This is a genomic window from Halomonas sp. HP20-15 (assembly GCF_033446685.1).
Taxonomy (GTDB): Bacteria; Pseudomonadota; Gammaproteobacteria; order Pseudomonadales; family Halomonadaceae; genus Modicisalibacter.
The window spans coordinates 81,312-100,399 of record NZ_JAWQLY010000004.1 but is presented as its reverse complement, the minus strand read 5'-3'; the positions used below and the strand labels follow the sequence as shown (position 1 = coordinate 100,399).

At 65.7% G+C, this 19,088-nt stretch carries 18 protein-coding genes; 4 read left to right on the top strand and 14 right to left on the bottom strand.

Annotated elements, in window-relative coordinates; genetic code table 11:
• Positions 1 to 15 precede the first annotated feature (15 nt).
• The 10 genes from R6258_RS06910 to R6258_RS06865 all read right to left on the bottom strand — a co-directional run bounded on the left by R6258_RS06910 (position 16) and on the right by R6258_RS06865 (position 9,726).
• Positions 16 to 327: a DUF493 domain-containing protein gene (locus tag R6258_RS06910; RefSeq protein ID WP_318448930.1), complete on the bottom strand. Its 312-nt coding sequence runs from the start codon at positions 325 to 327 to the stop codon at positions 16 to 18.
• A 96-nt stretch (positions 328 to 423) separates the two neighbouring features.
• Positions 424 to 1,665, bottom strand: coding sequence for a D-alanyl-D-alanine carboxypeptidase family protein (locus tag R6258_RS06905; RefSeq protein WP_318448929.1), 1,242 nt, complete (start codon positions 1,663 to 1,665; stop codon positions 424 to 426).
• Positions 1,666 to 1,715: 50 nt separating this feature from the next.
• Positions 1,716 to 2,699 carry a septal ring lytic transglycosylase RlpA family protein gene (locus tag R6258_RS06900; RefSeq protein ID WP_318448928.1) on the bottom strand — a complete coding sequence of 328 codons (984 nt, stop codon included), beginning with the start codon at positions 2,697 to 2,699 and terminating at the stop codon, positions 1,716 to 1,718.
• Complete coding sequence (gene mltB / locus R6258_RS06895; protein WP_318448927.1) at positions 2,696 to 3,742, bottom strand: lytic murein transglycosylase B; 1,047 nt, start codon at positions 3,740 to 3,742, stop codon at positions 2,696 to 2,698. The genes R6258_RS06900 and mltB overlap by 4 nt, the downstream gene beginning before the upstream one ends.
• Positions 3,743 to 3,807: 65 nt before the next feature.
• Positions 3,808 to 4,953, bottom strand: coding sequence for a rod shape-determining protein RodA (gene rodA / locus R6258_RS06890; RefSeq protein ID WP_318448926.1), 1,146 nt, complete (start codon positions 4,951 to 4,953; stop codon positions 3,808 to 3,810).
• Positions 4,937 to 6,832, bottom strand: a complete 1,896-nt coding sequence (mrdA, locus tag R6258_RS06885; RefSeq protein ID WP_318448925.1) for a penicillin-binding protein 2 — start codon at positions 6,830 to 6,832, stop codon at positions 4,937 to 4,939. The genes rodA and mrdA overlap by 17 nt, the downstream gene beginning before the upstream one ends.
• Before the next feature lie 79 nt (positions 6,833 to 6,911).
• On the bottom strand, positions 6,912 to 7,376 hold the full coding sequence (rlmH, locus tag R6258_RS06880; RefSeq protein WP_318448924.1) for a 23S rRNA (pseudouridine(1915)-N(3))-methyltransferase RlmH: 465 nt from the start codon (positions 7,374 to 7,376) through the stop codon (positions 6,912 to 6,914).
• Positions 7,373 to 7,735, bottom strand: a complete 363-nt coding sequence (gene rsfS / locus R6258_RS06875) for a ribosome silencing factor (protein WP_031382947.1) — start codon at positions 7,733 to 7,735, stop codon at positions 7,373 to 7,375. The genes rlmH and rsfS overlap by 4 nt, the downstream gene beginning before the upstream one ends.
• A 55-nt stretch (positions 7,736 to 7,790) precedes the next feature.
• Complete coding sequence (gene nadD / locus R6258_RS06870) at positions 7,791 to 8,468, bottom strand: nicotinate-nucleotide adenylyltransferase (RefSeq protein ID WP_412176360.1); 678 nt, start codon at positions 8,466 to 8,468, stop codon at positions 7,791 to 7,793.
• Positions 8,449 to 9,726: a glutamate-5-semialdehyde dehydrogenase gene (locus R6258_RS06865; RefSeq protein WP_318448922.1), complete on the bottom strand. Its 1,278-nt coding sequence runs from the start codon at positions 9,724 to 9,726 to the stop codon at positions 8,449 to 8,451. The genes nadD and R6258_RS06865 overlap by 20 nt, the downstream gene beginning before the upstream one ends.
• 150 nt (positions 9,727 to 9,876) lie before the next feature.
• Here R6258_RS06865 and R6258_RS06860 point away from each other — a divergent pair, with 150 nt between their 5' ends.
• The 3 genes from R6258_RS06860 to R6258_RS06850 are packed head-to-tail and all read left to right on the top strand — an operon-like array spanning position 9,877 to position 13,091.
• On the top strand, positions 9,877 to 10,737 hold the full coding sequence (locus tag R6258_RS06860) for a hypothetical protein (protein WP_318448920.1): 861 nt from the start codon (positions 9,877 to 9,879) through the stop codon (positions 10,735 to 10,737).
• Positions 10,738 to 11,688: a diguanylate cyclase domain-containing protein gene (locus R6258_RS06855; RefSeq protein ID WP_318448918.1), complete on the top strand. Its 951-nt coding sequence runs from the start codon at positions 10,738 to 10,740 to the stop codon at positions 11,686 to 11,688.
• Positions 11,689 to 11,690: 2 nt separating this feature from the next.
• Entirely contained in the window at positions 11,691 to 13,091 is a 1,401-nt protein-coding gene (locus R6258_RS06850; RefSeq protein ID WP_318449168.1) for a bifunctional DedA family/phosphatase PAP2 family protein, read from the top strand.
• Between the two features lie 16 nt (positions 13,092 to 13,107).
• Here R6258_RS06850 and R6258_RS06845 read toward each other — a convergent pair whose 3' ends face one another.
• Genes R6258_RS06845 through mpl form a run of 3 tightly spaced genes read right to left on the bottom strand, consistent with a single transcriptional unit; the run spans position 13,108 to position 15,714 of the window.
• Positions 13,108 to 13,731 carry a LysE family translocator gene (locus R6258_RS06845; RefSeq protein WP_318449167.1) on the bottom strand — a complete coding sequence of 208 codons (624 nt, stop codon included), beginning with the start codon at positions 13,729 to 13,731 and terminating at the stop codon, positions 13,108 to 13,110.
• A complete protein-coding gene (locus R6258_RS06840; RefSeq protein WP_318448916.1) occupies positions 13,731 to 14,354 on the bottom strand; it encodes a flavin prenyltransferase UbiX in 624 nt (207 codons plus the stop codon). Before R6258_RS06840 ends, R6258_RS06845 begins: the two co-directional genes overlap by 1 nt.
• Positions 14,347 to 15,714 carry a UDP-N-acetylmuramate:L-alanyl-gamma-D-glutamyl-meso-diaminopimelate ligase gene (gene mpl / locus R6258_RS06835; protein WP_318448914.1) on the bottom strand — a complete coding sequence of 456 codons (1,368 nt, stop codon included), beginning with the start codon at positions 15,712 to 15,714 and terminating at the stop codon, positions 14,347 to 14,349. Before mpl ends, R6258_RS06840 begins: the two co-directional genes overlap by 8 nt.
• Before the next feature lie 200 nt (positions 15,715 to 15,914).
• Here mpl and R6258_RS06830 point away from each other — a divergent pair, with 200 nt between their 5' ends.
• A complete protein-coding gene (locus R6258_RS06830) occupies positions 15,915 to 17,174 on the top strand; it encodes a 6-phosphofructokinase (protein ID WP_318448912.1) in 1,260 nt (419 codons plus the stop codon).
• 161 nt (positions 17,175 to 17,335) lie between these two features.
• On the opposite strand, the gene R6258_RS06825 is transcribed toward R6258_RS06830, so the two are convergent.
• On the bottom strand, positions 17,336 to 19,048 hold the full coding sequence (locus R6258_RS06825; RefSeq protein ID WP_318448910.1) for a protein kinase domain-containing protein: 1,713 nt from the start codon (positions 19,046 to 19,048) through the stop codon (positions 17,336 to 17,338).
• Positions 19,049 to 19,088: the final 40 nt, after the last annotated feature.

The following is a 19,088-nucleotide window of genomic DNA, read 5'->3' as shown; positions in this document are numbered from 1 at the left end:
CTTCGGTCATCGGCGTCAAAGCACCATGTGCACGCGACCGGTTTCCTTGAGCGAGGCGAACAGCGCCTGCAGTTGGTCCTGCCCGGTAGCGGTGATGGTCACCCGTATTGAACGGAACTTGCCATTGCGGCTGTCGACGGCGTTGACGGTGCGCCGATCGATGCCCGGCGCATGTTCTTCGATCACTTCGATGACGGTGGCTTCGAAATCGGGAGCGGCGTCACCGACGACCTTGATCGGGTAGTCGCAGGGAAACTCGACCTTGGGAGCGGATGGCGCTGCTTGCGGGTCCGAGACGCGCAGGTCCCGGAGGGAGTTGTCGGTCATGACGTTAACTCGGCGAAAGACATTTCCGAGTATTCTACTCAACCTATTCACAGCGACCAAGGGTGGCGCGACGATAGCCGCGCCACCCGCGGGTCGTCAGTCGAACAGGCCGGTGACGAACTGCAGGATGGTGTCCCAGATACGCTTGAAGAAACCGCCCTCCTCGACCGTCTGCAGCGCTATCAGCGGCTGCTCCATGAGCATCTTGTCGCCGAGCTTGACGCTCAGCGTGCCAAGCTGCTGGCCAGCCTGAACCGGGGCTTCGAGCGTCTCGGGCAGGTTGATCTGCGCGGTCATCTCGTCACGACGGCCCTTGGGCACGGTCAGGTAGATATCCTCGGAAACCCCGATCTTCAACTGATCCTGGGTGCCTCCCCAGATGCGCGACTGGTTGAGAACCGCGCCACGCTGATAGAGACGGAACGTGTCGAAGAAGCGAAAGCCGTAGCTCAACAGCTTCTGGGTTTCCTGCGCGCGCGCCTCATCGGAGTTGGTGCCCATGACCACCGAGATCAGCCGCATGGTGTCCTGCTTGGCCGAGGCCACCAGGCAGTATCCAGCTTCTTCGGTATGCCCGGTCTTGAGTCCGTCGACCGAGGCGTCGCGCCACAGCAGGCGGTTGCGGTTGGGCTGACGAATGCCGTTATAGGTGAAGTGCTTCTCCGAATAGATCTCGTAATGGTCCGGATAGTCCTGAATGATGTGCTTGGCGATCGTCGCCAGGTCGCGCGCCGACGAATAGTGCTCGGGGTTCGGCAGGCCGGTGGCGTTGACGAAATGACTGTTCTGGAGCCCGAGGCGCTGCGCCTGCTGATTCATCAGGTCGGCGAAGGCCGATTCAGAGCCGGCGACGTGCTCGGCCAGCGCGACGCTGGCATCGTTGCCCGACTGGATGACCACGCCGTGCAGCAGGTCCTCGACGCTGACCTGAGTCCCTTCGCGGACGAACATCCGTGAGCCACCGGTCCGCCAGGCATTCTCGCTGATCGTCACCATGTCCTGATCGTTGATATTGCCGTCATCGATCTCCTTCTCGACGATATAGGCCGTCATCATCTTGGTCAGACTGGCCGGCGGCAGCCGCTTGTCGGCCTCGTGTTCAACCAGCACCTCGCCACTGTTGGCGTCGACCAGAATCCATGACGAGGCATTGAGATCCGGCGGCGAGGGGATCATCGGCTCCGGCAGGGTCTGCTGCAGCGCCGAGTCGGGTTGAGGAGCCGAGTCAGGCTGAGGCGCCGAGTCCTGAGCCTGGACGGGCTGAACCGCGATGCACAACACGGAGACGGCGGCAGTCAGCCAATGCCAGGATGGTGACGGTAAAGCAGGCAATCTCATGACAATGTTTCTCGTGGCTTAATTCGGTGGATGGTGATGGTATAGATGCTTCAACGGCTAGCGCTCACCGAAAAGGCTTGCGCATAACCCGCCTCGCGCAGTTCGCTGCGCAAAGCCTCGAGAGCCGGTCGACCGGTGACCGGACCGACCTGGACCCGGTACAGGCGATCATCGCTGGCGATGCGTACCGGTCGCGCCAACTGCTGCTGCAATCGTGCCTTGAGCCGTTCGGCGCTGCTCGCCGAACTCAGCGCCGCCACCTGCAGGTAGGTCAACGGCGATGCACTGCCGAGCGTCTGCTCTGCGGTGGGTTGCGATGCCGCATTGGCCGGCATCGCCTTGGCGACTTCACCAACCGCGCGAGCCGTTGCATCCGGCGCCTTGGGTTCGGCGCGCCCCGAGCGCTCCATGGGTTTGTTTCCTGGCGGAGTCTCGCTACTCGCCAAGGCCTTGCCCGCGCCATCCTGGCGATGCTCGGCCTGCCAGGCGACGGGATCGATCGCCTCGACGCGTACATGGCCGGTTCCGTTGCGCAGGATACCCAGCCGCGCCGCCGCCGCATAGGACAGATCGATCAAACGATTGCCGTGAAACGGGCCGCGATCGTTGACCTTGACGATCACCGTGTGGCCATTGTCGAGATTGCTGACCCGCGCATAGGTCGGCAACGGCAACGAGCGATGCGCCGCCGACATCTTGTACATGTCGTAGGGTTCGCCGCTGGCCGTGTCGTATCCCTGGAACTTCTTGCCGTACCAGGAGGCCTTGCCCTCCGCTTCATAACCGCTGGCATCGTCCATCACGTGATAAGTGGTGCCCCAGACCTGGTAGGTCGAGCGGTTGCCGCTCGCCGCCCGCGGCTCGACCCGGGGTACGGCATCGGGGACCTGTGACACGTCGGGCGGTTCGCCGGGGTAGGCATCGTGCGCCAAGGCATAGCGTCCCGAGTTCGCATCGGGGCGCGAGCCGCCACCGCCGGCGCAACCCGCCAGGACCAGGCAACTGCCGAGCAGCAGCAACCAGCCCCACCTCATGCCTCACCCTCGAGCGCCGACCGAATTCGTTCGGCCAGCACGCTCACCGCCATCGCATAGAGATGGCTATGGTTGTAACGCGTGATCACGTAGAAGTTCTCGTAACCCAGCCGATAGCGGGTCGCGCCCCCAGCGAGCTCGAGAGCCAGCGGAATCACCGCCCCCTCGGCGGCGCCGTGCGCGGTGCCCTGCGGCTCGATGCCCTGCGCGGCCAGCTCGGCGAGACCGGCATAGGGACGGCGGGTGCGATTGAACTCGACGCTCGCAGGCGGCGTCGCCGGTCCTCGCGCCTCGACGTAAAGCGGACCACCGGGCTGCCAGCCGTGACGCGCGAAATAGTTGCCGACGCTTCCGATAGCGTCGACCGGGTTGTGCCACAGATCGCGCTTGCCATCGGCGTCGAAGTCGACGGCGTAAGCCTGATAACTGGTGGGGATGAACTGCGGGTAGCCCATCGCGCCGGCATAGGAACCCTGCAAGCTGGCCGGGTCGACATCCTGTTCGTTGCTGATCTCGAGCAAGGCGGCCAACTCGCCGCGGAAGAAATCGCCACGCGAGGCGTGGTGGAAAGCCAGCGTGGCCAGCGAATCGAGCACCCGGTGCGACCCGGTGTACCGCCCGTAAAAGGTCTCGACACCGATGATCGCGGCGATGATCTCGGCGGGCACGCCGTATTCCGCCTGGGCGCGCTCAAAAGCCTCGCGGTGTGCCGCGATGAACTCGACGCCGCCCTGAATTCGCTCGGGCTTGATGAAGATATCGCGGTACTCGTCCCAGCGCAGATGATGCTCGGCCGCACCGGCCATGGCGTCGAGCACCTGCTGGTTGAATTCGGCGCGGGACAGCGTGGCGGTGAGCCAGTCGCGAGGCAGGCCGCGCGCCGCCAGCTCATCGACCAATGCCTGCACGCGGGGATGACTATCCGGCGCGAAGTCGTCCGCCGCCACCGCCGGCAGGCCAAGACCCCATAGGCAACCGCCAAGCACGACGATCGCCATCTTGAAAGACCGGCGTTTGCGCTGCTGACGAAGGGCGATGCTCATCGTCCCGTTACTCCTGGTTGCATATGCTATTTCCGGCCCGACAATCGTTTGCGACACAAAAGCCTTCAACGGGGCAGCAGCCGTCGGTGGCTGTGAATCGACATGAGAATACCGAAACCGGCCATCAACGTCACGCTGGAGGTCCCGCCGAAACTGACCAGCGGTAACGGCACGCCGACGATCGGCAGGATGCCGCTGACCATGCCGATATTGACGAATACATAGATGAAAAACGTCAGGATGATGCTGCCGGCGACCAGCCGACCATAGGTGTCATGGGCCCCATTGGCCATCAACAGACCGCGTCCCACGATCAGTAGATAGAGCGTCAGGATCAGCAGCATGCCGACCAGGCCGAACTCCTCGCCGAGTACCGCGACGATGAAGTCGGTATGCCGCTCGGGCAGGAATTCCAGCTGCGACTGGGTGCCCAGCGTCCAGCCCTTGCCGGTAAGCCCGCCGCTGCCGATCGCCGTGGTCGACTGGATGATGTTCCAGCCCGAACCCAGCGGGTCGCTCTCGGGATTGAGAAAGGTCAGTACCCGTTGGCGCTGGTAATCGTGCATGTTGATCCACAGCAATGGCAGCGCCGCTCCCGCCAGGACCACCAGACAGCCGATCAGACGCCAGGACAGCCCGGCCAGCAACACCACGAAGAGCCCGGCGCAGGCTACCAGTAGCGAGGTGCCCAAGTCCGGCTGCTTGGCGATCAACAACACCGGTACGGCCATGATCGCCGCACAGACCGCGATGTCGCGCAATCTCGGCGGCAACACCTGTCGCTGCAGGTAGGCGGCGACCATCATCGGCATCGCCAGCTTCATCAGTTCGGAAGGCTGGAAGCGAACCAACCCCGGGATCTCCAGCCAGCGCTGCGCCCCCATGCCGATGTCGCCCATCACCTCGACGGCCACCAGCATCGCCAGACCGACGCCGTACAGTACCGGCGACCATCGGCAGAGCGTCTTGGGCGACAACTGGGCGAGCATCGCCATCGCCACCAGTGCGATGCCCAAGCGACTGGCCTGGGCGACGACGACCGACATATGCTGGCCGCTGGCGCTGTAGAGCACGATCAGCCCGGCCCCCAGCAACACCAGCAGCAATCCGCTCAGCCAGGGATCGATATGGATACGCAACCAGAGAGTGCGACGACGGCGAACGCTGGCGCGGCGCGGGTAGTGGAGCATGGCGCTATCGCGTCGATTCATGATCTTCTCGCTGTACGATCTCGTTTTCAGCCTGCTCGAGCGCCTCGTTGTCGGGCAGTAACCAGGCGTCGATCAGCTCGCGGGCCAGCGGCGCCGCATGCGAACTGCCACCGCCGGCGTTCTCGATGACCACCGCCACGGCTATCCGCGGCTCGTCGATCGGCGCGAAGGCGGTGAACAGAGCGTGATCGTGGAGGCGCTCCTCGAGTTCGTCGGCGTTGTAGCGCTCATCGTTGTCGAGGGTGAACACCTGTGCGGTCCCCGACTTGCCGGCCATGCGATACTCGAGCCCCTGCCCGGCCCGCCGCGCCGTACCCTCGTTGCCGGACATGACGTCTTCGAGGGCACCGTGCACGAGATCCCACCACTCATCGGGCAGCTCGATATCTTCCTTGGCGGGGGGCGGCTTGACGATCTCGTCGCCGACCTTGCGAGCGAGATGCGGGGTCACCCAGTCGCCGCGGTTGGCGAGTACCGACATCGCGGTCGCCATCTGCAGGGGCGTGGCCAACCAGTAGCCCTGGCCGATGCCCACCGAGAGCGTCTCGCCGGGAAACCATACCTGATTGCGGCTCTCGCGCTTCCATTGGCTCGACGGCATCAAGCCTTGTGCGGCGCCGTTCACATCGTAGCTGGTCTCCTCGCCGAAACCGAAGCGATGCATGAAGCTGGAGAGCGCATCGATTCCCAGCAGATGCGCCAGATTGTAGAAGTAGGTGTCGTTGGAGACCTCGATGGCGCGATGCATGTCGACCCGGCCGTGTCCCCAGCGCAGCCAGTTGTGGTAGCGCCGTGAGTGCTCGGGCAGCTTGTAGTAACCGGGGTCGTAAATGGTCTTCTGCGGCGTGATCACATTGTTTGCCAACCCTGCCAGCGCCATGTAGGGCTTGACCGTCGAGGCCGGTGGATACTGCCCGCGAACCGCTCGATTGTAGAGCGGCAGATCGATGTCCTCGCGCAACGCACGGTAGTTGTCGTAGCTGATGCCGGTGACGAACAGGTTGGAATTGAAGCCCGGCGACGAGGCCATGGCGAGAATCTCGCCGGTCGGCGGTTCGATGGCGACGATCGCGCCACGGCGCCCGTCGAGAAGGTCGTAGGCCAACTGCTGCAGCCGCTCGTCGATGGTCAGGGCGATGTCCTGGCCGGGTTCCGGGTCGGTGCGGCCGAGCTCCCTGAGCACCCGCCCCCGGGCATTGGTCTCGACCTGGCGCAGCCCGGCGTCGCCGTGCAGTTGTTCCTCGTACTGCTTTTCGATGCCGGTCTTGCCGATGAAGTGCGTGCCGGCGTAGTCGCCGCTGTCCAGCTCGGCGAGCTCCTCGACGTTGATCCGGCCGACATAGCCAAGCACGTGCGACATCAGCATCGGGTCGGGATAGTAGCGCAGCAGTTGGCCTTCGATCTCGACCCCGGGCAAGCGATAACGGTTGACCGCCAGCCGCGCGATCTGGCGCTCGTCGAGCTCACTCATCAGCAACGCCGGCTGGTACGGGCGCTGACGCTGATAGGCCCGCTTGCGAAAGACCGCCTCCTCCTCCTCGGGCAGGTCGAGAATATCGACCAGCAGGTCGAGCGTCGCGCTCAGGTCATCGACCCGTTCGGGGACGATGGTCAGGTTATAGGTCGGCCGGTTTTCAGCCAACAACCGGCCATTGCGGTCGTAGATCAAGCCACGGGTCGGCGGTAGCGGCTCGACGCGTACGCGATTGTTCTCCGAGCGGGTGGTAAAGACCTCGTGCTGGAATATCTGCAGGTAGACCAGGCGCGCCACCAGGCAGCCCGACATCAGGATCACCAGCGCCACCGCCAGCAACGAGCGATTGCGGAAGATGCGCACTTCCTGTTCGGGGTTCTTCAGTGCGGAACGGGGTTTACGCATGCAAAGGCAACAAGGCGAGGGTGACGTGTCGAGGCGGCGATGCGGGCTCGTGGCGTGGATGCTGCATTGCGTCCATCAGTCAACGGTGATAGGGGTGGCCGACCAGCAGCGTCCAGGCGCGATAAAGCTGCTCGGCGATGATCAGCCGCACCATCGGGTGCGGCAAGGTCAAGGGTGACAGCGACCAGCGCTGCTCGGCGGCCGCCGAAAGTTCCGGTTCGAGCCCCTCGGGACCGCCCACCAGCAGCGCCACGTCGCGTCCCGAATGGCGCCAGCGGTCGGCCTCGACGGCAAGCCGCTCGGTCGACCAGGCCTGGCCGGTGACTTCCAGCGCCACGCACAGCTCGCCGTTCAGGCGCTCTCGCATGCGCTGACCCTCGAGCGCCACGGCACGCGCCACATCGGCATTCTTGCCGCGTGCCCCGGGGGCGATCTCGACCACTTCGAGGGCGAAATCGCGCGGCATTCGCTTGCGATATTCCGCAACGCCGCGCTCGACCCAGTCGGGCATCTTGGTGCCGACGGCCAGCAGCTTCAACTTCACGCCCGGCCCCCGCGCACCTCCTCCTCGCTGTCGGCGGGTAAATCGGCCCACAACCGTTCGAGATCGTACAGCCGCCGCGTCTCGGGCTGCATGACGTGGACCACCACATCACCCAGGTCGATCAGTACCCATTCGGCACCGTTCTGCCCTTCGACGCCGAGCGGCCGTACCCCGGCATCCTTGGCCCGCTCGACCACGTTGTTGGCCAGCGCCGCCACATGACGTGACGAGGTACCGCTGGCGACTAGCATGACATCGGTGACGCTGGTCAGCGCCGCGACGTCGAGTTCGGCAATATCCTGCCCCTTGAGTTCCTCGAGGGCATCCACTGCCAATGTCTTGAGTGCGTCGATCTGCATAGCTCCTCTAAAGAAACAGTCTTGTCAGACCGCCATTCTACCCCGACGGTTCCAACTACCGGTAAAGATTGCGTGAGCGAATATAGTCTTCCACTGCCTCAGGCAACAGATAGCGCACGCTGCGGCCTTCGGCCAGGCGTGCGCGCAACCCGGTCGCGGAGATCGCCATGCGGCTGGGCAATCGCAGATGCAGAACGCCGCCCGCCGGGCGGCGAAACAGCGCCTCGGCATCCATGGCTTCACGCCCTTCGACGAGCCGCGCCAAGGCATCGGGAAGCGGCCCCCGATGGCCGGGACGGTCGATCACCACCACATGCGCCAGTTCGAACAGTCGCTGCGGCTCGCGCCATTGGTGCAGCTTGAGGAAGGCATCCATCCCCACGCTCATCACCAGGCGCGCCCGTTCGCCATAGTCGCGACGCAGCGAAGCCAGGGTCTCGCCGCTGTAGGAAGGGCCGTCACGATCCAGCTCCTGCGCGTCGGCGACCAGCCCCGGGGCATCGCCGATGCCGGCCTCGAGCATTGCCAGGCGCTGGGCGGCCGAAACTCCCGGCGCTTCACGGTGCGGCGGCACATGGGCGGGCATCATGTGGACCCGGTCCAGCGCCAGGCATTCGCGCAGTTCGACGGCGCTGCGCAGGTGCCCCAGATGCACCGGGTCGAAGGTTCCGCCGAACATGGCGACCCGCGGCGCGGTGTCGCCCGGGCCGTGCTCACTCACGAATCTGACCATCGCCCAGCACGATGTACTTGCGGGTCGTGAGGCCTTCGAGACCCACCGGGCCTCGGGCGTGCAGCTTGTTGGTGGAGATGCCGATCTCGGCGCCCAGGCCATATTCGAAACCATCGGCGAAGCGCGTCGAGGCATTGACCATCACCGAGCTTGAGTCGACCTCGGCGAGAAACCGTCGGCTCAGCGTGTAGGACTCGCTGACGATGGCATCGGTGTGGTGCGAGCCGTAGCGTTCGATGTGCGCGATGGCGGCATCGATGCCATCGACCACCCGGATCGCCAGCACCGGAGCCAGGTATTCCGTCGACCAGTCGGCCTCATCGGCGGCCTTGATCCCCGGCAGCAGCTCACGGGTCCGCTCGCAGCCGCGCAGCTCGACGCGATGCTCGGCATACGCCGCGGCCAGTTCGGGCAATAGCTCACCGGCCAGTGCGGCATCGACCAACAGCGTTTCCATGGTATTGCAGGTGCCGTAGCGATGCGTCTTGGCGTTGACGGCGATCGCCAATGCCTTGTCGCGATCGGCACTGGCATCGATGTACACATGGCACACTCCGTCGAGGTGCTTGATCACCGGCACCTGCGCGTCGCGCGCCACACGTTCGATCAGCGACTTGCCGCCCCGCGGAATGATCACATCGACATAGTCGGGCATCGCGATCAACTGGCCCACCGCGGCGCGATCGGTGGTCGCCACCACCTGTACCGCGCTTTCCGGCAGCCCGGCATCGGCGAGTCCGGCGACGATGCATTCGGCGATCGCCGCGTTGCTCTCGCGGGCCTCGGAGCCGCCGCGCAGGATGCAGGCATTGCCCGACTTGAGGCACAGGCTGGCCGCCTCGAGCGTGACGTTGGGACGCGACTCGTAGATGATTCCGATTACCCCCAGCGGCACGCGCATCTGGCCGACCTGGATGCCGCTCGGTCGGGTGCGCAGGCCGTCGATCGCCCCGACCGGGTCGGGCAGTGCGGCGACCTGATGCAGGCCTTCGATCATCGCCTCGATGCGCGCGTCGCTGAGTGCCAGCCGATCGAGCAGCGCCGCGTCCAGCCCCGACTCCCGCGCGCGCTCCAGGTCGCGTGCGTTGGCGGCCAGCAGCGCCTCCCGCGAAGCCGCGATGCGCTGTGCCATGGCCGCGAGCGCGACGTTCTTGGCGGCGCTGGTGGCGCGGCGCAATTCGCTGCTGGTGCGGCGCGCCTCGCGACCCAGCTGCTGCATGTAGGTAGCGACGTCGGTCGTCGCGAACTGTCGTGACATGCCCGGAAAGTCTCCATCGGCTCGCCGCACGCAACCGAGGCCGGTACGGTGGGCGCAGTGTTGGCGAAAAAGTCAGATACGAGTCGTCGCCGGGGGGGCGGGTATCGTACAGTGTCCGCTATTCGGTAAGGAGAACAATAGTAAGCCACCATGGAGCGCAAGTTCAAAGAAGGTCCCTATCGGCTGATCGTCTGGCTTACGGCCCTATCGATCCTCGCGCTGGCGCTGGTCTCCCCGGGCGAGTCGGCGGCGCTGGTATTGATCGTCGGCGCACTGTTGCTGGTGATAGTCACCCATGTCCGCCCGGGCGGCATACGCCTCGCCAGTGCCTGGCTACCCGCCCTGCTGGCGCTGGTGTTGACGCTGGTCCTGGCGCTCGATCCCCAGCACTTCCTGCTATGGCTGTGGGCCTGGGCGGCGGTGCTCGCCTTGCCGCAGCCGCTGTGGTTGCTGGCGCTCAACGCCGTCCTCGCGACGCTCACCTACTTCGACAGTCGCGACGTATTTCCCATCGAGCAGGGGGTCCTCGCCGGGCTGCTGCTGGCCACCCTGGGGCTGCTGGCCATCGCGCGCAGCCTGAATCTGCAGGCCAGCCGGCGCAGTCGGCATCGCTATGCGGACCGCATCCCGGACGCCATGCTCTGGTCGCGGCATCAACTCGAACAGGACCTGCCCGAGGAGATCGTGCGCTGCCAGCGTGAGAAGACCCATGGCATGCTGGTCCTGCTGCGTTGCCGCAAGAGCCGCCCATCGTCACTGGCACGCCTGCTGGCCGACCATACCCGCGGTTACGAAAGCTGCTATCAACTCGACCGCCACGTCCTCGCCGCGCTGCTGATCAGCCGCGACGCCACCGAAGGACACCAGCGACGCGAGGCCTTGAAAGCGGTGCTGCCGAGCACCAGCCAGGCTCGTTTCGTCACGCTGGTGCCAGGGCTCGACCTGGCCGGACAGCTACGCGCCCTGCCCCATCAATCGCGACCGCTGATCGTGCTCGAGGAGTCACCCTGAATGGCTTACGACGACCGCTCGCGCCTGGCCGATTGGCTATTTCGCCTGGTCTATGTCAGCGGTGTGGCGCTGATGGGGAGCCATGCCCTGTGGCAATACATGATGGGCCACTACGGCGATATCCTGTTGCCGGCGATACTGACGCTGGTGCTCGGCGGAGCGCTGTTCGTCCGTTGGGTCAATCCCGAGTTCCGCCGTTTGTCCGTCTATCTGATGCTGATCAGTTGCTATCTGATCATCGCCACCGATCTGGCCCACCAAGAGGCCGCGGTGTCGTTGTTCTGGCTGGGCATGCCGCCGGTGCTGACACTGCTGCTGCTGCCGCTCGCCCCGGGGTTGCTGTTGAGCCTGTTCCTGACCCCGGTGTGGCTTACCATCGCCAGCCCCGACCTGGCCCTGGGGCCGGCGACACTGGCCTACCTGGCGTTGGTGGGCATGGCCTCGCTGCCCGGCTGGCTGGGTCACCGCCATGCCCAGCAGCGCGATCGCTCGGTGCGCAGGGATCGTGATTGCAGCGCGCTATCGCGCGAGACGCTGGAACGCCGGCTGGCCGCCGAGGTCGAGCGCGCCAAGGCGCTAAAGCGCCCGTTTGCCACCCTGGTCATCCACCTACCACAATTGGAAATGGCCGACGAACAGTTCGGTCGCCCGCTGCTGCACGCCCTGCTCGACCGTATCTGCCAGACGATTCAGGCCAACTCGCGCCAGCATGACCTGCTGGGCCGTGAGCAAGCCTCGCTATTCTGGTTGCTGCTGCCGGATACCGGCGAGGCCGGCGCGCTGATCGTTCGCGAGCGACTGCTGCATGCGCTGAATCGCGAGGTCATCGCCGAGACCGGCACCCTGCAGTCGCGGATCCGCGTTTGCCGCCTACACGCCGGTGAAACTCGCCAGCATTTCGAACAGCGCCTGCTGAGCGCCGGTCTCAAACTGATGGAGCCCACCCCTTGAGCATGACCGACTGGATGACCGCCTTCACGCCCTCACCCAGCTGGCTGTTCCTGATCATCGCCGCCATTTCACTGATCGAATCACTGGCCGTCGTCGGCCTGGTGGTGCCCGGCGTGATCCTGATCACCGCCGCTGCTTCGCTCGCCGGCCACCACGACCTGGCGATCTTCGCCCTGCTCATCGCCGCCTTCATCGGCGCGGTCATTGGCGACGGCCTGAGCTTCCTGTTCGGTTACTATCAGCGTCATCGCATTCCGCACATTCGGCCGTTTCGCAGCCATCCGGAGTGGCTGGACCGCGGAGTGAATTTCTTCGAGCGCTACGGCGTGCTGTCGGTGCTCATCGGTCGCTTCGTCGGCCCGGTACGCCCGATCATCCCGCTGGTCGCCGGAATGCTGCACATGCGACCGGCCACGTTTCTGTGGTCCAATCTCGGCTCGGCGCTGCTCTGGGCACCCGTCTATGTGCTGCCGGGCTACCTGCTGGGCAGCACCTGGCAGCAGCTATTCGACCTGCCCAGCGGCAGCCAGCGCTGGCTGGTGTTGCTGGCGGCATTGGTGGTCTCGCTGATCATCGTCTTCTCGTTGCTGCGCAGCCAGCTTACCCGTCAGGGTCGCGGCTACCGGCTGCTCGCCGGGCTGGCGCGTCGCCACCCGCGACTGCGCCGTCTGTGGCTGGCACTACGCACGACACGCCCCGAAGCGGAGCTACCGTTGGCCTCGCTAGCGCTGTTTCTGATCAGCCTGGCGGCGCTATCGGGCTGGACGCTATGGGTCCTGAACCAGGACGGCCCGCTGGCCATGGACCAGCAACTCCAGGCGCTGCTGCTGAACCTGCCCCTCATTCCCCTGGCACAGGTCGCCGAGTGGCTGGCCAAGGCCGGCGACACGTTCGGCGTGCTCGCCCTGACGGCGCCCTGGGCGGTGTGGCTGGCATACCGCCGGGCCTACGCCGTATTGCTGCATATGGCCGCGGCCCTGGGCGGCATCGCGTTGGCCAATACGCTGTTCAAGCAGATTGCCGGGCGTGTGCGGCCCGACATCCCCGATTACCTGAGCGGTTCGTTTTCCTACCCAAGCGCGCATACCTCGACCGCCGTGGTGCTCTATGGCCTGACGGCGGCGTTCGTCGCCGATCGGCTTCCCCCGCGACATCGGGCACCGGCCTACTGGCTGGCGATCCTGATCTGTATTCCGATGGCGCTGTCGCGGCTGGTGATCGACGTGCACTGGCTCAGCGACCTGGTCGGCGGTGCCCTGCTCGGGCTGGTGGCCTGCGCGCTGGTGCGACTCAGCTATCACAGCTTTGCGCGTCAAAACCCGCCACCGGCACCCTGGAAGACCCTGTCGCTGGCCTCGATAGCGCTATTGGTCGGTCGCATCCTGTGGCTGCCGCACGCCTGACCGGCGCCAGGGCCCGCTAACCCAGCGCCAGCCACAACCCGACCCCCACCATCAGCGTACCGGCGATGCGGTTGAGAAGCCGGACGCTGCCGCCCTTGGCGAGTAGATGGCTGGCGGTGCGTCCGCCAGTGGCGTAGAGCAGCAGGCAGCACAGCTCGAGCGTCAGGATCATCCCGACCAGTACCGCCAGTTGCGGGGCCAACGGCAAATCGGTGTCGAGAAACGGCGGCAGCAGGGCGATGAAGAACGCCCAGCCCTTGGGATTGGCGACCGCGGTGACGAACCCCTGGGAAAGCAATTGCCAGCGCGAGACATCACGCGCCGCGGTCGGCTCGCTGGGTATCGCCATGCGCCCGCGCGAGCGCCACATCATCACCCCCAGATATACCAGGTAGGCCCCGCCCAGCCACTTGAAGGCGGCGAACATCAGCGGCTGGCGCAGCATCAGTGTCGCCACCCCGGCACCCGCCGCCACGGCCACCAGGCCGACCCCGACCAGTTCACCGGCCATCATCCACAGCGCGCGGCGAACGCCGACGGTCATCCCCAGCACCATCGACAGCGTCATGCACATGCCCGGGGTCAGCGAGACCATGAAGAAGGTGGGGATGAATACCGACAGCAACGACAGGTTGACGATCACTGCGGCTCTCCCCAGCGCGGCATCAAATGATGCTCGATGCCCAATTGATTGAGAATCCGTGCGACGATGAAGTCGATCAGCGCCTCGACACTGGTCGGCCGATGGTAGAATCCCGGCGCCGCCGGCAGGATCACCGCGCCAAGCCGGGTCAGCGCCAGCATGTGTTCGAGATGGATCGCCGACAACGGCGCCTCGCGCGGCACCAGGATCAGTTGGCGGCGCTCCTTGAGCGCGACATCGGCGGCGCGCTCGATCAGGTTGTTGCTGGCGCCGGTGGCGACCGCCGACAGCGTGCCCGTCGAACAGGGACAGATCACCATCGCCGTCGACGCACCCGAGCCCGAGGCCACCGGCGCCATCCAGTCCTCGCGCGCGAAACAGCGGATCTGCCCGTCGGCGGCATTGCTGCGGGCGATCAGCGCCTCGGCGAGCCTCGCCGGCTGAGCCGGCAGGCGCTCGTCGGTCTCGGTGACGATCACCATGTGCGCCGCCTTGGAGATCATCACCCAGACCTCGTGCTCGGCCGCCACCAGGCACTCGATCAGGCGCAGCCCGTATTGCGCGCCGGAGGCCCCGGTCAGCGCGACGGTCACCGGGGGCTTGAAAGTCGCGTCAGCCATGGCGCGCCTCCAGGGCCGCCAGCAGCTTCTCGTGGATGCCACCGAAGCCGCCGTTGGACATCACCACGATGCGATCGCCGCGTTGCGCCTCGTCGACCAGCGCGGCGACCAGCCCATCGATGTCGCCGATCCGCCACGCCGGCACCGGGCTGGCCTCGAGCAGCTCGTCCAGCGACCAGTCGAGTTCGGGCGGCTGATACCACCACACCCCATCGGCCTCGGCGACGCTGTCGGCCAGGCGAGAGCGCAGCGTGCCCAGGCGCATGGTGTTCGAGCGCGGCTCGATCACCGCCAGCAGGCGCCCCAGCGGCGTCGCGGCTCGCAAGCCCTGGAGCGTGGTGGCGATCGCCGTGGGATGGTGGGCGAAGTCGTCGATGACCTGGATCCCGGCGACCTCGCCGCGCACCTCCTGGCGTCGACGCGGCGACTGGAAACGCGCCAGCGCGGCGCAACCGCGCGCCAGATCGACCCCGCAGGTCGCCGCGGCGGCAAGCGCAGCGAGCGCGTTGCGGGCGTTGTGCACCCCGGTCAATGACCAGTCGACCACCGCATCCTCGCCGTCGTGAATGATCCGGAAACGACTGGCGTCGTCACGCTCCAGCGCCAGCCGCCAGGCGCTTTGCGTCGAGTCGCCGAAGCGCTCCAGGGGCGTCCAGCAGCCCATCCCGACGACCCGCTCGAGCGCCGGTTCGCCGTCGGCGACCAGCAGCCGGCCGTCGCCGGGTACGGTGCGCACCAGGTGATGGAATTGCCGCTCGATGGCCGCCAGATCGGCAAAGATATCCGCGTGATCGAACTCGAGATTGTTGAGTACCGCGACATCGGGGCGGTAATGAACGAACTTGGAACGCTTGTCAAAAAACGCCGTGTCGTATTCGTCGGCCTCGATCACGAACGGCGCGCCGGCCCCACCGAGACGCGCCGAGACACCGAAGTTGCGCGGCACCCCGCCGATCAGAAAGCCCGGCGCGAGCCCCGCCGATTCGAGCAGCCAGGCCAGCAGGCTGGCCGTGGTGGTCTTGCCGTGGGTACCGGCCACCGCCAGCACGCGTCGTCCGGGCAAAACGTGCTCGGCCAGCCATTGCGGCCCCGAGACATAATCGAGGCGCGCGTTGAGCAGCGCCTCCACTTCGGGGTTGCCGCGCGACAGGGCGTTGCCGACGATCACCTGGTCGGGGCGCGGCTCGAGGTTGGCGGCGGCGTAGCCGTCCATCAGTGCGATGCCGGCGGCCTCGAGCTGGGTACTCATCGGTGGGTAGACGTTGGCATCGGAACCGCTGACGGTGTAGCCCAACTCGCGCGCGAGCAGCGCCAGACTGCCCATGAAGGTGCCGCAGATTCCGAGGATATGCACGTGCATGAAGGGGTCTCCAGCCCTGAAATATGGCTCGCCTCAGCGAACCGCTCACCGGCGCGTGAGCCTAGCATGGCGCCAATGCCGCTGCCATACGCACCCGCCCGGTCCGCCGCTGTCGTGCAGCAGCGGGCGCTTTCGGCTATGATGCACAGCCATCCCACCGCACGTAATTACCTATAAAAGCAGGAGCAAAGGAAGCCCCTATGGCCCAGCACAACGCCTTCTACGCCCAGTCAGGCGGGGTAACCGCCGTGATCAATGCCAGCGCCTGCGGCGTGATCGAGACGTGCCGTCGCCACAGCGACCAGATCGGCAAGGTCTACGCCGGACACAATGGCATCATCGGCGCCCTGACCGAGGATTTGATCGACGTTTCACAGGAAAGCGACGAAGCCATCGCCGCCTTGCGCCACACACCGGGCGGCGCATTCGGCTCGTGCCGCTACAAGCTCAAGGACATCGAGAGTCACCGCGCCCAGTACGAGCGCCTGATCGAGGTGTTCAAGGCCCACGACATCCGTTATTTCTTCTACAACGGCGGCGGCGACAGTGCCGATACCTGTCTCAAGGTCTCGCAGCTTTCCGAGAAGATGGGCTACCCGCTGACCGCCATTCATGTGCCCAAGACGGTCGACAACGACCTGCCGATCACCGACAACTCGCCGGGCTTCGGCAGCGTCGCCAAGTACATCGCCACCTCGACCCGCGAGGCGGCGCTCGACATCGCCTCGATGTGCGCCACCTCGACCAAGGTATTCGTACTCGAGGTGATGGGCCGCCATGCCGGCTGGATCGCCGCCGCCGGCGCCCTGGCGGGTAACGGCGAAGGCGAGCCGCCGCACCTGGTGATATTCCCCGAGATTCCCTTCGAGCGGGCCAAGGTGATGGCACGTGTCGAGCAGGCGGTCAAGGATTACGGCTACTGCGTGATCGTGGTTTCCGAAGGCGCCCGCTACGACGATGGCACCTTCCTCGCCGACGCCGGCAATACCGACGCCTTCGGCCATCGCCAGTTGGGCGGCGTGGCGCCGACGCTGGCCGGCATGGTCAAGCAGGACCTAGGCTACAAGTATCACTGGGCGGTCGCCGACTACCTGCAGCGCGCCGCACGCCACCTGGCCTCGAAGACCGACGTCGAGCAGGCCTATGCGGTCGGCAAGAAGGCCGTGGAACTCGCCCTCGACGGCAAGAACGCGATGATGCCGGCGATCAAGCGCCTCAGCGACTCGCCCTATGAGTGGCGCATCGAGGCCGCGCCGCTGGCCGAGGTCGCCAATAAGGAGAAGTACATGCCGCGTGATTTCATCCGCGAGGATGGCTTCGGCATCACCGACTCCTGCCGGCGCTATCTTTCGCCGCTGATCCAGGGCGAGGACTTCCCGCCGTTCGAGAACGGCCTGCCCAAGGTCGCCTCGCTGAAGCTCGCCAAGGTCGAGCGCAAACTGCCTGACTTCACGCTGTAAGCGTCGCAACGTCCGAGCGCCCCGGTTATCAGCCGGGGCGCTTTCGTCTATAGGCATTATCCGCCCGAAGCCCCTTAGCTCACGCTTCGGGCCACGAATCCAAAACTCACAGCGCTTATCGTAGCCCTAGTAGCCCTAGTAGCCCGTAGCCCGTAGCGGGCCTATTTCAGCAACCAGGAAAGCACCAGCAGTAGCAGCAACAGCCCGGCGATGCCCTGCCAGAGACTGGCCGGTGCGCCGGTCGTTGCTTGCTCGTCGTCGCTGTGCTTGCGCGGATCGCGCAGCGCCAGCAGAAATTCGGACAGCCGCCGGAAACGCAACGCGCGCTGCGGGTCCAAGGCTCGACACAAGGCGTCGTCGAGCTCCGCCGATACCGCCGGGTTGCGGGTGCGCGCGCGGCGATAGCGCATCTGCTCGAGGCCGGTGTGACTTCGCAATTCATCGGGCGACTGGTCGTAGGGCAAGTCATCGGTCAACAGCCAATAGACGGTCGATGCCAGCGCGTACTGGTCGCTGCGCCGGCCAATCTCGTTGCCCAGCGCGTATTCCGGCGCACTATGGACGGTGAGACCCACTTCGCGAGCCAGCTCGCGCGCCTTGCCGCTGTCACCGTCGCGCCGAAAACAGGCGCTGAAATCGCTCAGCACCACCTGGCCGTGCGGGTCGATGAGGATCGTGTCGGGATGGATCTGCTGGTGCAGCACGTCGCGACGATGCAGTGCCTGTACCGCCTTGGCCAGCTGGCGAGCGATATCCAGCCGCTGGGCCAGGCTGGCCTGCGGATGGCGATGCAGCCAGTCGCTGAGCGACTCGCCGCGCACGTCCGCCATCAGGTAGTAGAGATGTCGACGCGGCCGCGGCAATTCGATCAGCTTGGCGATGAACGGCGAGTTGACCCGCTCGGCGACCCATTGCTGCAACAGAAAATGCTCGAGATAGGCATTGCGGCTGGAAAGCTCGGGGCTCGGCGCACGCAGCACCATCTCGGCGCGACTGCGATCGTCGCGCACCCGATAGACCCGCGACTTGGCGCTGCGCGACAGGACTTCCAGCACTTCCAGCCCGTCGAGGCGTTCGCCGACCGCGAGCTCCGCAGGCACCGGCAGGTTGCTGACGTGCGTCTCGGACGGGTCCGATTCGGCCTCGGGCAAGCGATCGATGCGCACCAGCTGAAAACAGAATTGTTCGGCGCCATAGCCGCGCTCGCCGGCCCGTGCCTGGGCGGCCTCGGCCAGACGCTCGCAGGCGGCGTCGAGGTTGCTGACATCGGCACGAATCAACTGCACGAAATCCGACGGCATCAACGTGCCGCGCACCGCCTGGGTGGTGAACAGGAACAGGTCGCCCTGCTTGAGCGGCATCTGCGCATAATCGATGTCCAGATTGCCGTCGAGCCCCAGGGCCCGCGAGGGGTAGCGATAGCCGCCCAGGTCGGTGACGTGATCGCGGGTGAGCTGCTCGAATTCGGCGCCGCGCAGACGAAAGAGCAGCGTATCGCCCATATGGAAGAGATGCGCATCGCGGCCACGCAGTACCATCAGCGACATCGAACTGACGTAGCTGCCACCCTCGATGTAGCTGCTCTGGCTGTAGCTCCAGCTGTTCAGGGCCCGCAGCACGCGCGTCGCCGAGGTCTTGACGTCCCAGTGCGACGGCGTGGAATAGTAGTCGGCGAGAAAGCCGCGCACGCTGAGGTCGCCGGCCTGCTTGGCGATGGCATTGCGCCAGATGGAGTCGCTGATCAGCGCGCTGACGCCCTTGCTCTGCAGCAGTTCGCCCTCGGGGATCAAGACCGACATCGAGCTGCGATGGCGCCGCCGTTCGGGGGCGACGAAGGCCTGGCCGTAACTCAGGGACAGCGCTTGTTCCGCCAAGTGTCTTTCTCCTTGCAGGTGGCCGCGGCGCACCCATCAT

Coding starts and splice junctions, on each gene's coding strand:
- R6258_RS06910 (WP_318448930.1), bottom strand. CDS start 327: ATGACCGACAACTCCCTCCGGGACCTGCGCGTCTCGGACCCGCAAGCA.
- R6258_RS06905 (WP_318448929.1), bottom strand. CDS start 1,665: ATGAGATTGCCTGCTTTACCGTCACCATCCTGGCATTGGCTGACTGCC.
- R6258_RS06900 (WP_318448928.1), bottom strand. CDS start 2,699: ATGAGGTGGGGCTGGTTGCTGCTGCTCGGCAGTTGCCTGGTCCTGGCG.
- mltB (WP_318448927.1), bottom strand. CDS start 3,742: ATGAGCATCGCCCTTCGTCAGCAGCGCAAACGCCGGTCTTTCAAGATG.
- rodA (WP_318448926.1), bottom strand. CDS start 4,953: ATGAATCGACGCGATAGCGCCATGCTCCACTACCCGCGCCGCGCCAGC.
- mrdA (WP_318448925.1), bottom strand. CDS start 6,832: ATGCGTAAACCCCGTTCCGCACTGAAGAACCCCGAACAGGAAGTGCGC.
- rsfS (WP_031382947.1), bottom strand. CDS start 7,735: ATGCAGATCGACGCACTCAAGACATTGGCAGTGGATGCCCTCGAGGAA.
- nadD (WP_412176360.1), bottom strand. CDS start 8,468: ATGGTCAGATTCGTGAGTGAGCACGGCCCGGGCGACACCGCGCCGCGG.
- R6258_RS06865 (WP_318448922.1), bottom strand. CDS start 9,726: ATGTCACGACAGTTCGCGACGACCGACGTCGCTACCTACATGCAGCAG.
- R6258_RS06860 (WP_318448920.1), top strand. CDS start 9,877: ATGGAGCGCAAGTTCAAAGAAGGTCCCTATCGGCTGATCGTCTGGCTT.
- R6258_RS06855 (WP_318448918.1), top strand. CDS start 10,738: ATGGCTTACGACGACCGCTCGCGCCTGGCCGATTGGCTATTTCGCCTG.
- R6258_RS06850 (WP_318449168.1), top strand. CDS start 11,691: ATGACCGACTGGATGACCGCCTTCACGCCCTCACCCAGCTGGCTGTTC.
- R6258_RS06840 (WP_318448916.1), bottom strand. CDS start 14,354: ATGGCTGACGCGACTTTCAAGCCCCCGGTGACCGTCGCGCTGACCGGG.
- mpl (WP_318448914.1), bottom strand. CDS start 15,714: ATGCACGTGCATATCCTCGGAATCTGCGGCACCTTCATGGGCAGTCTG.
- R6258_RS06830 (WP_318448912.1), top strand. CDS start 15,915: ATGGCCCAGCACAACGCCTTCTACGCCCAGTCAGGCGGGGTAACCGCC.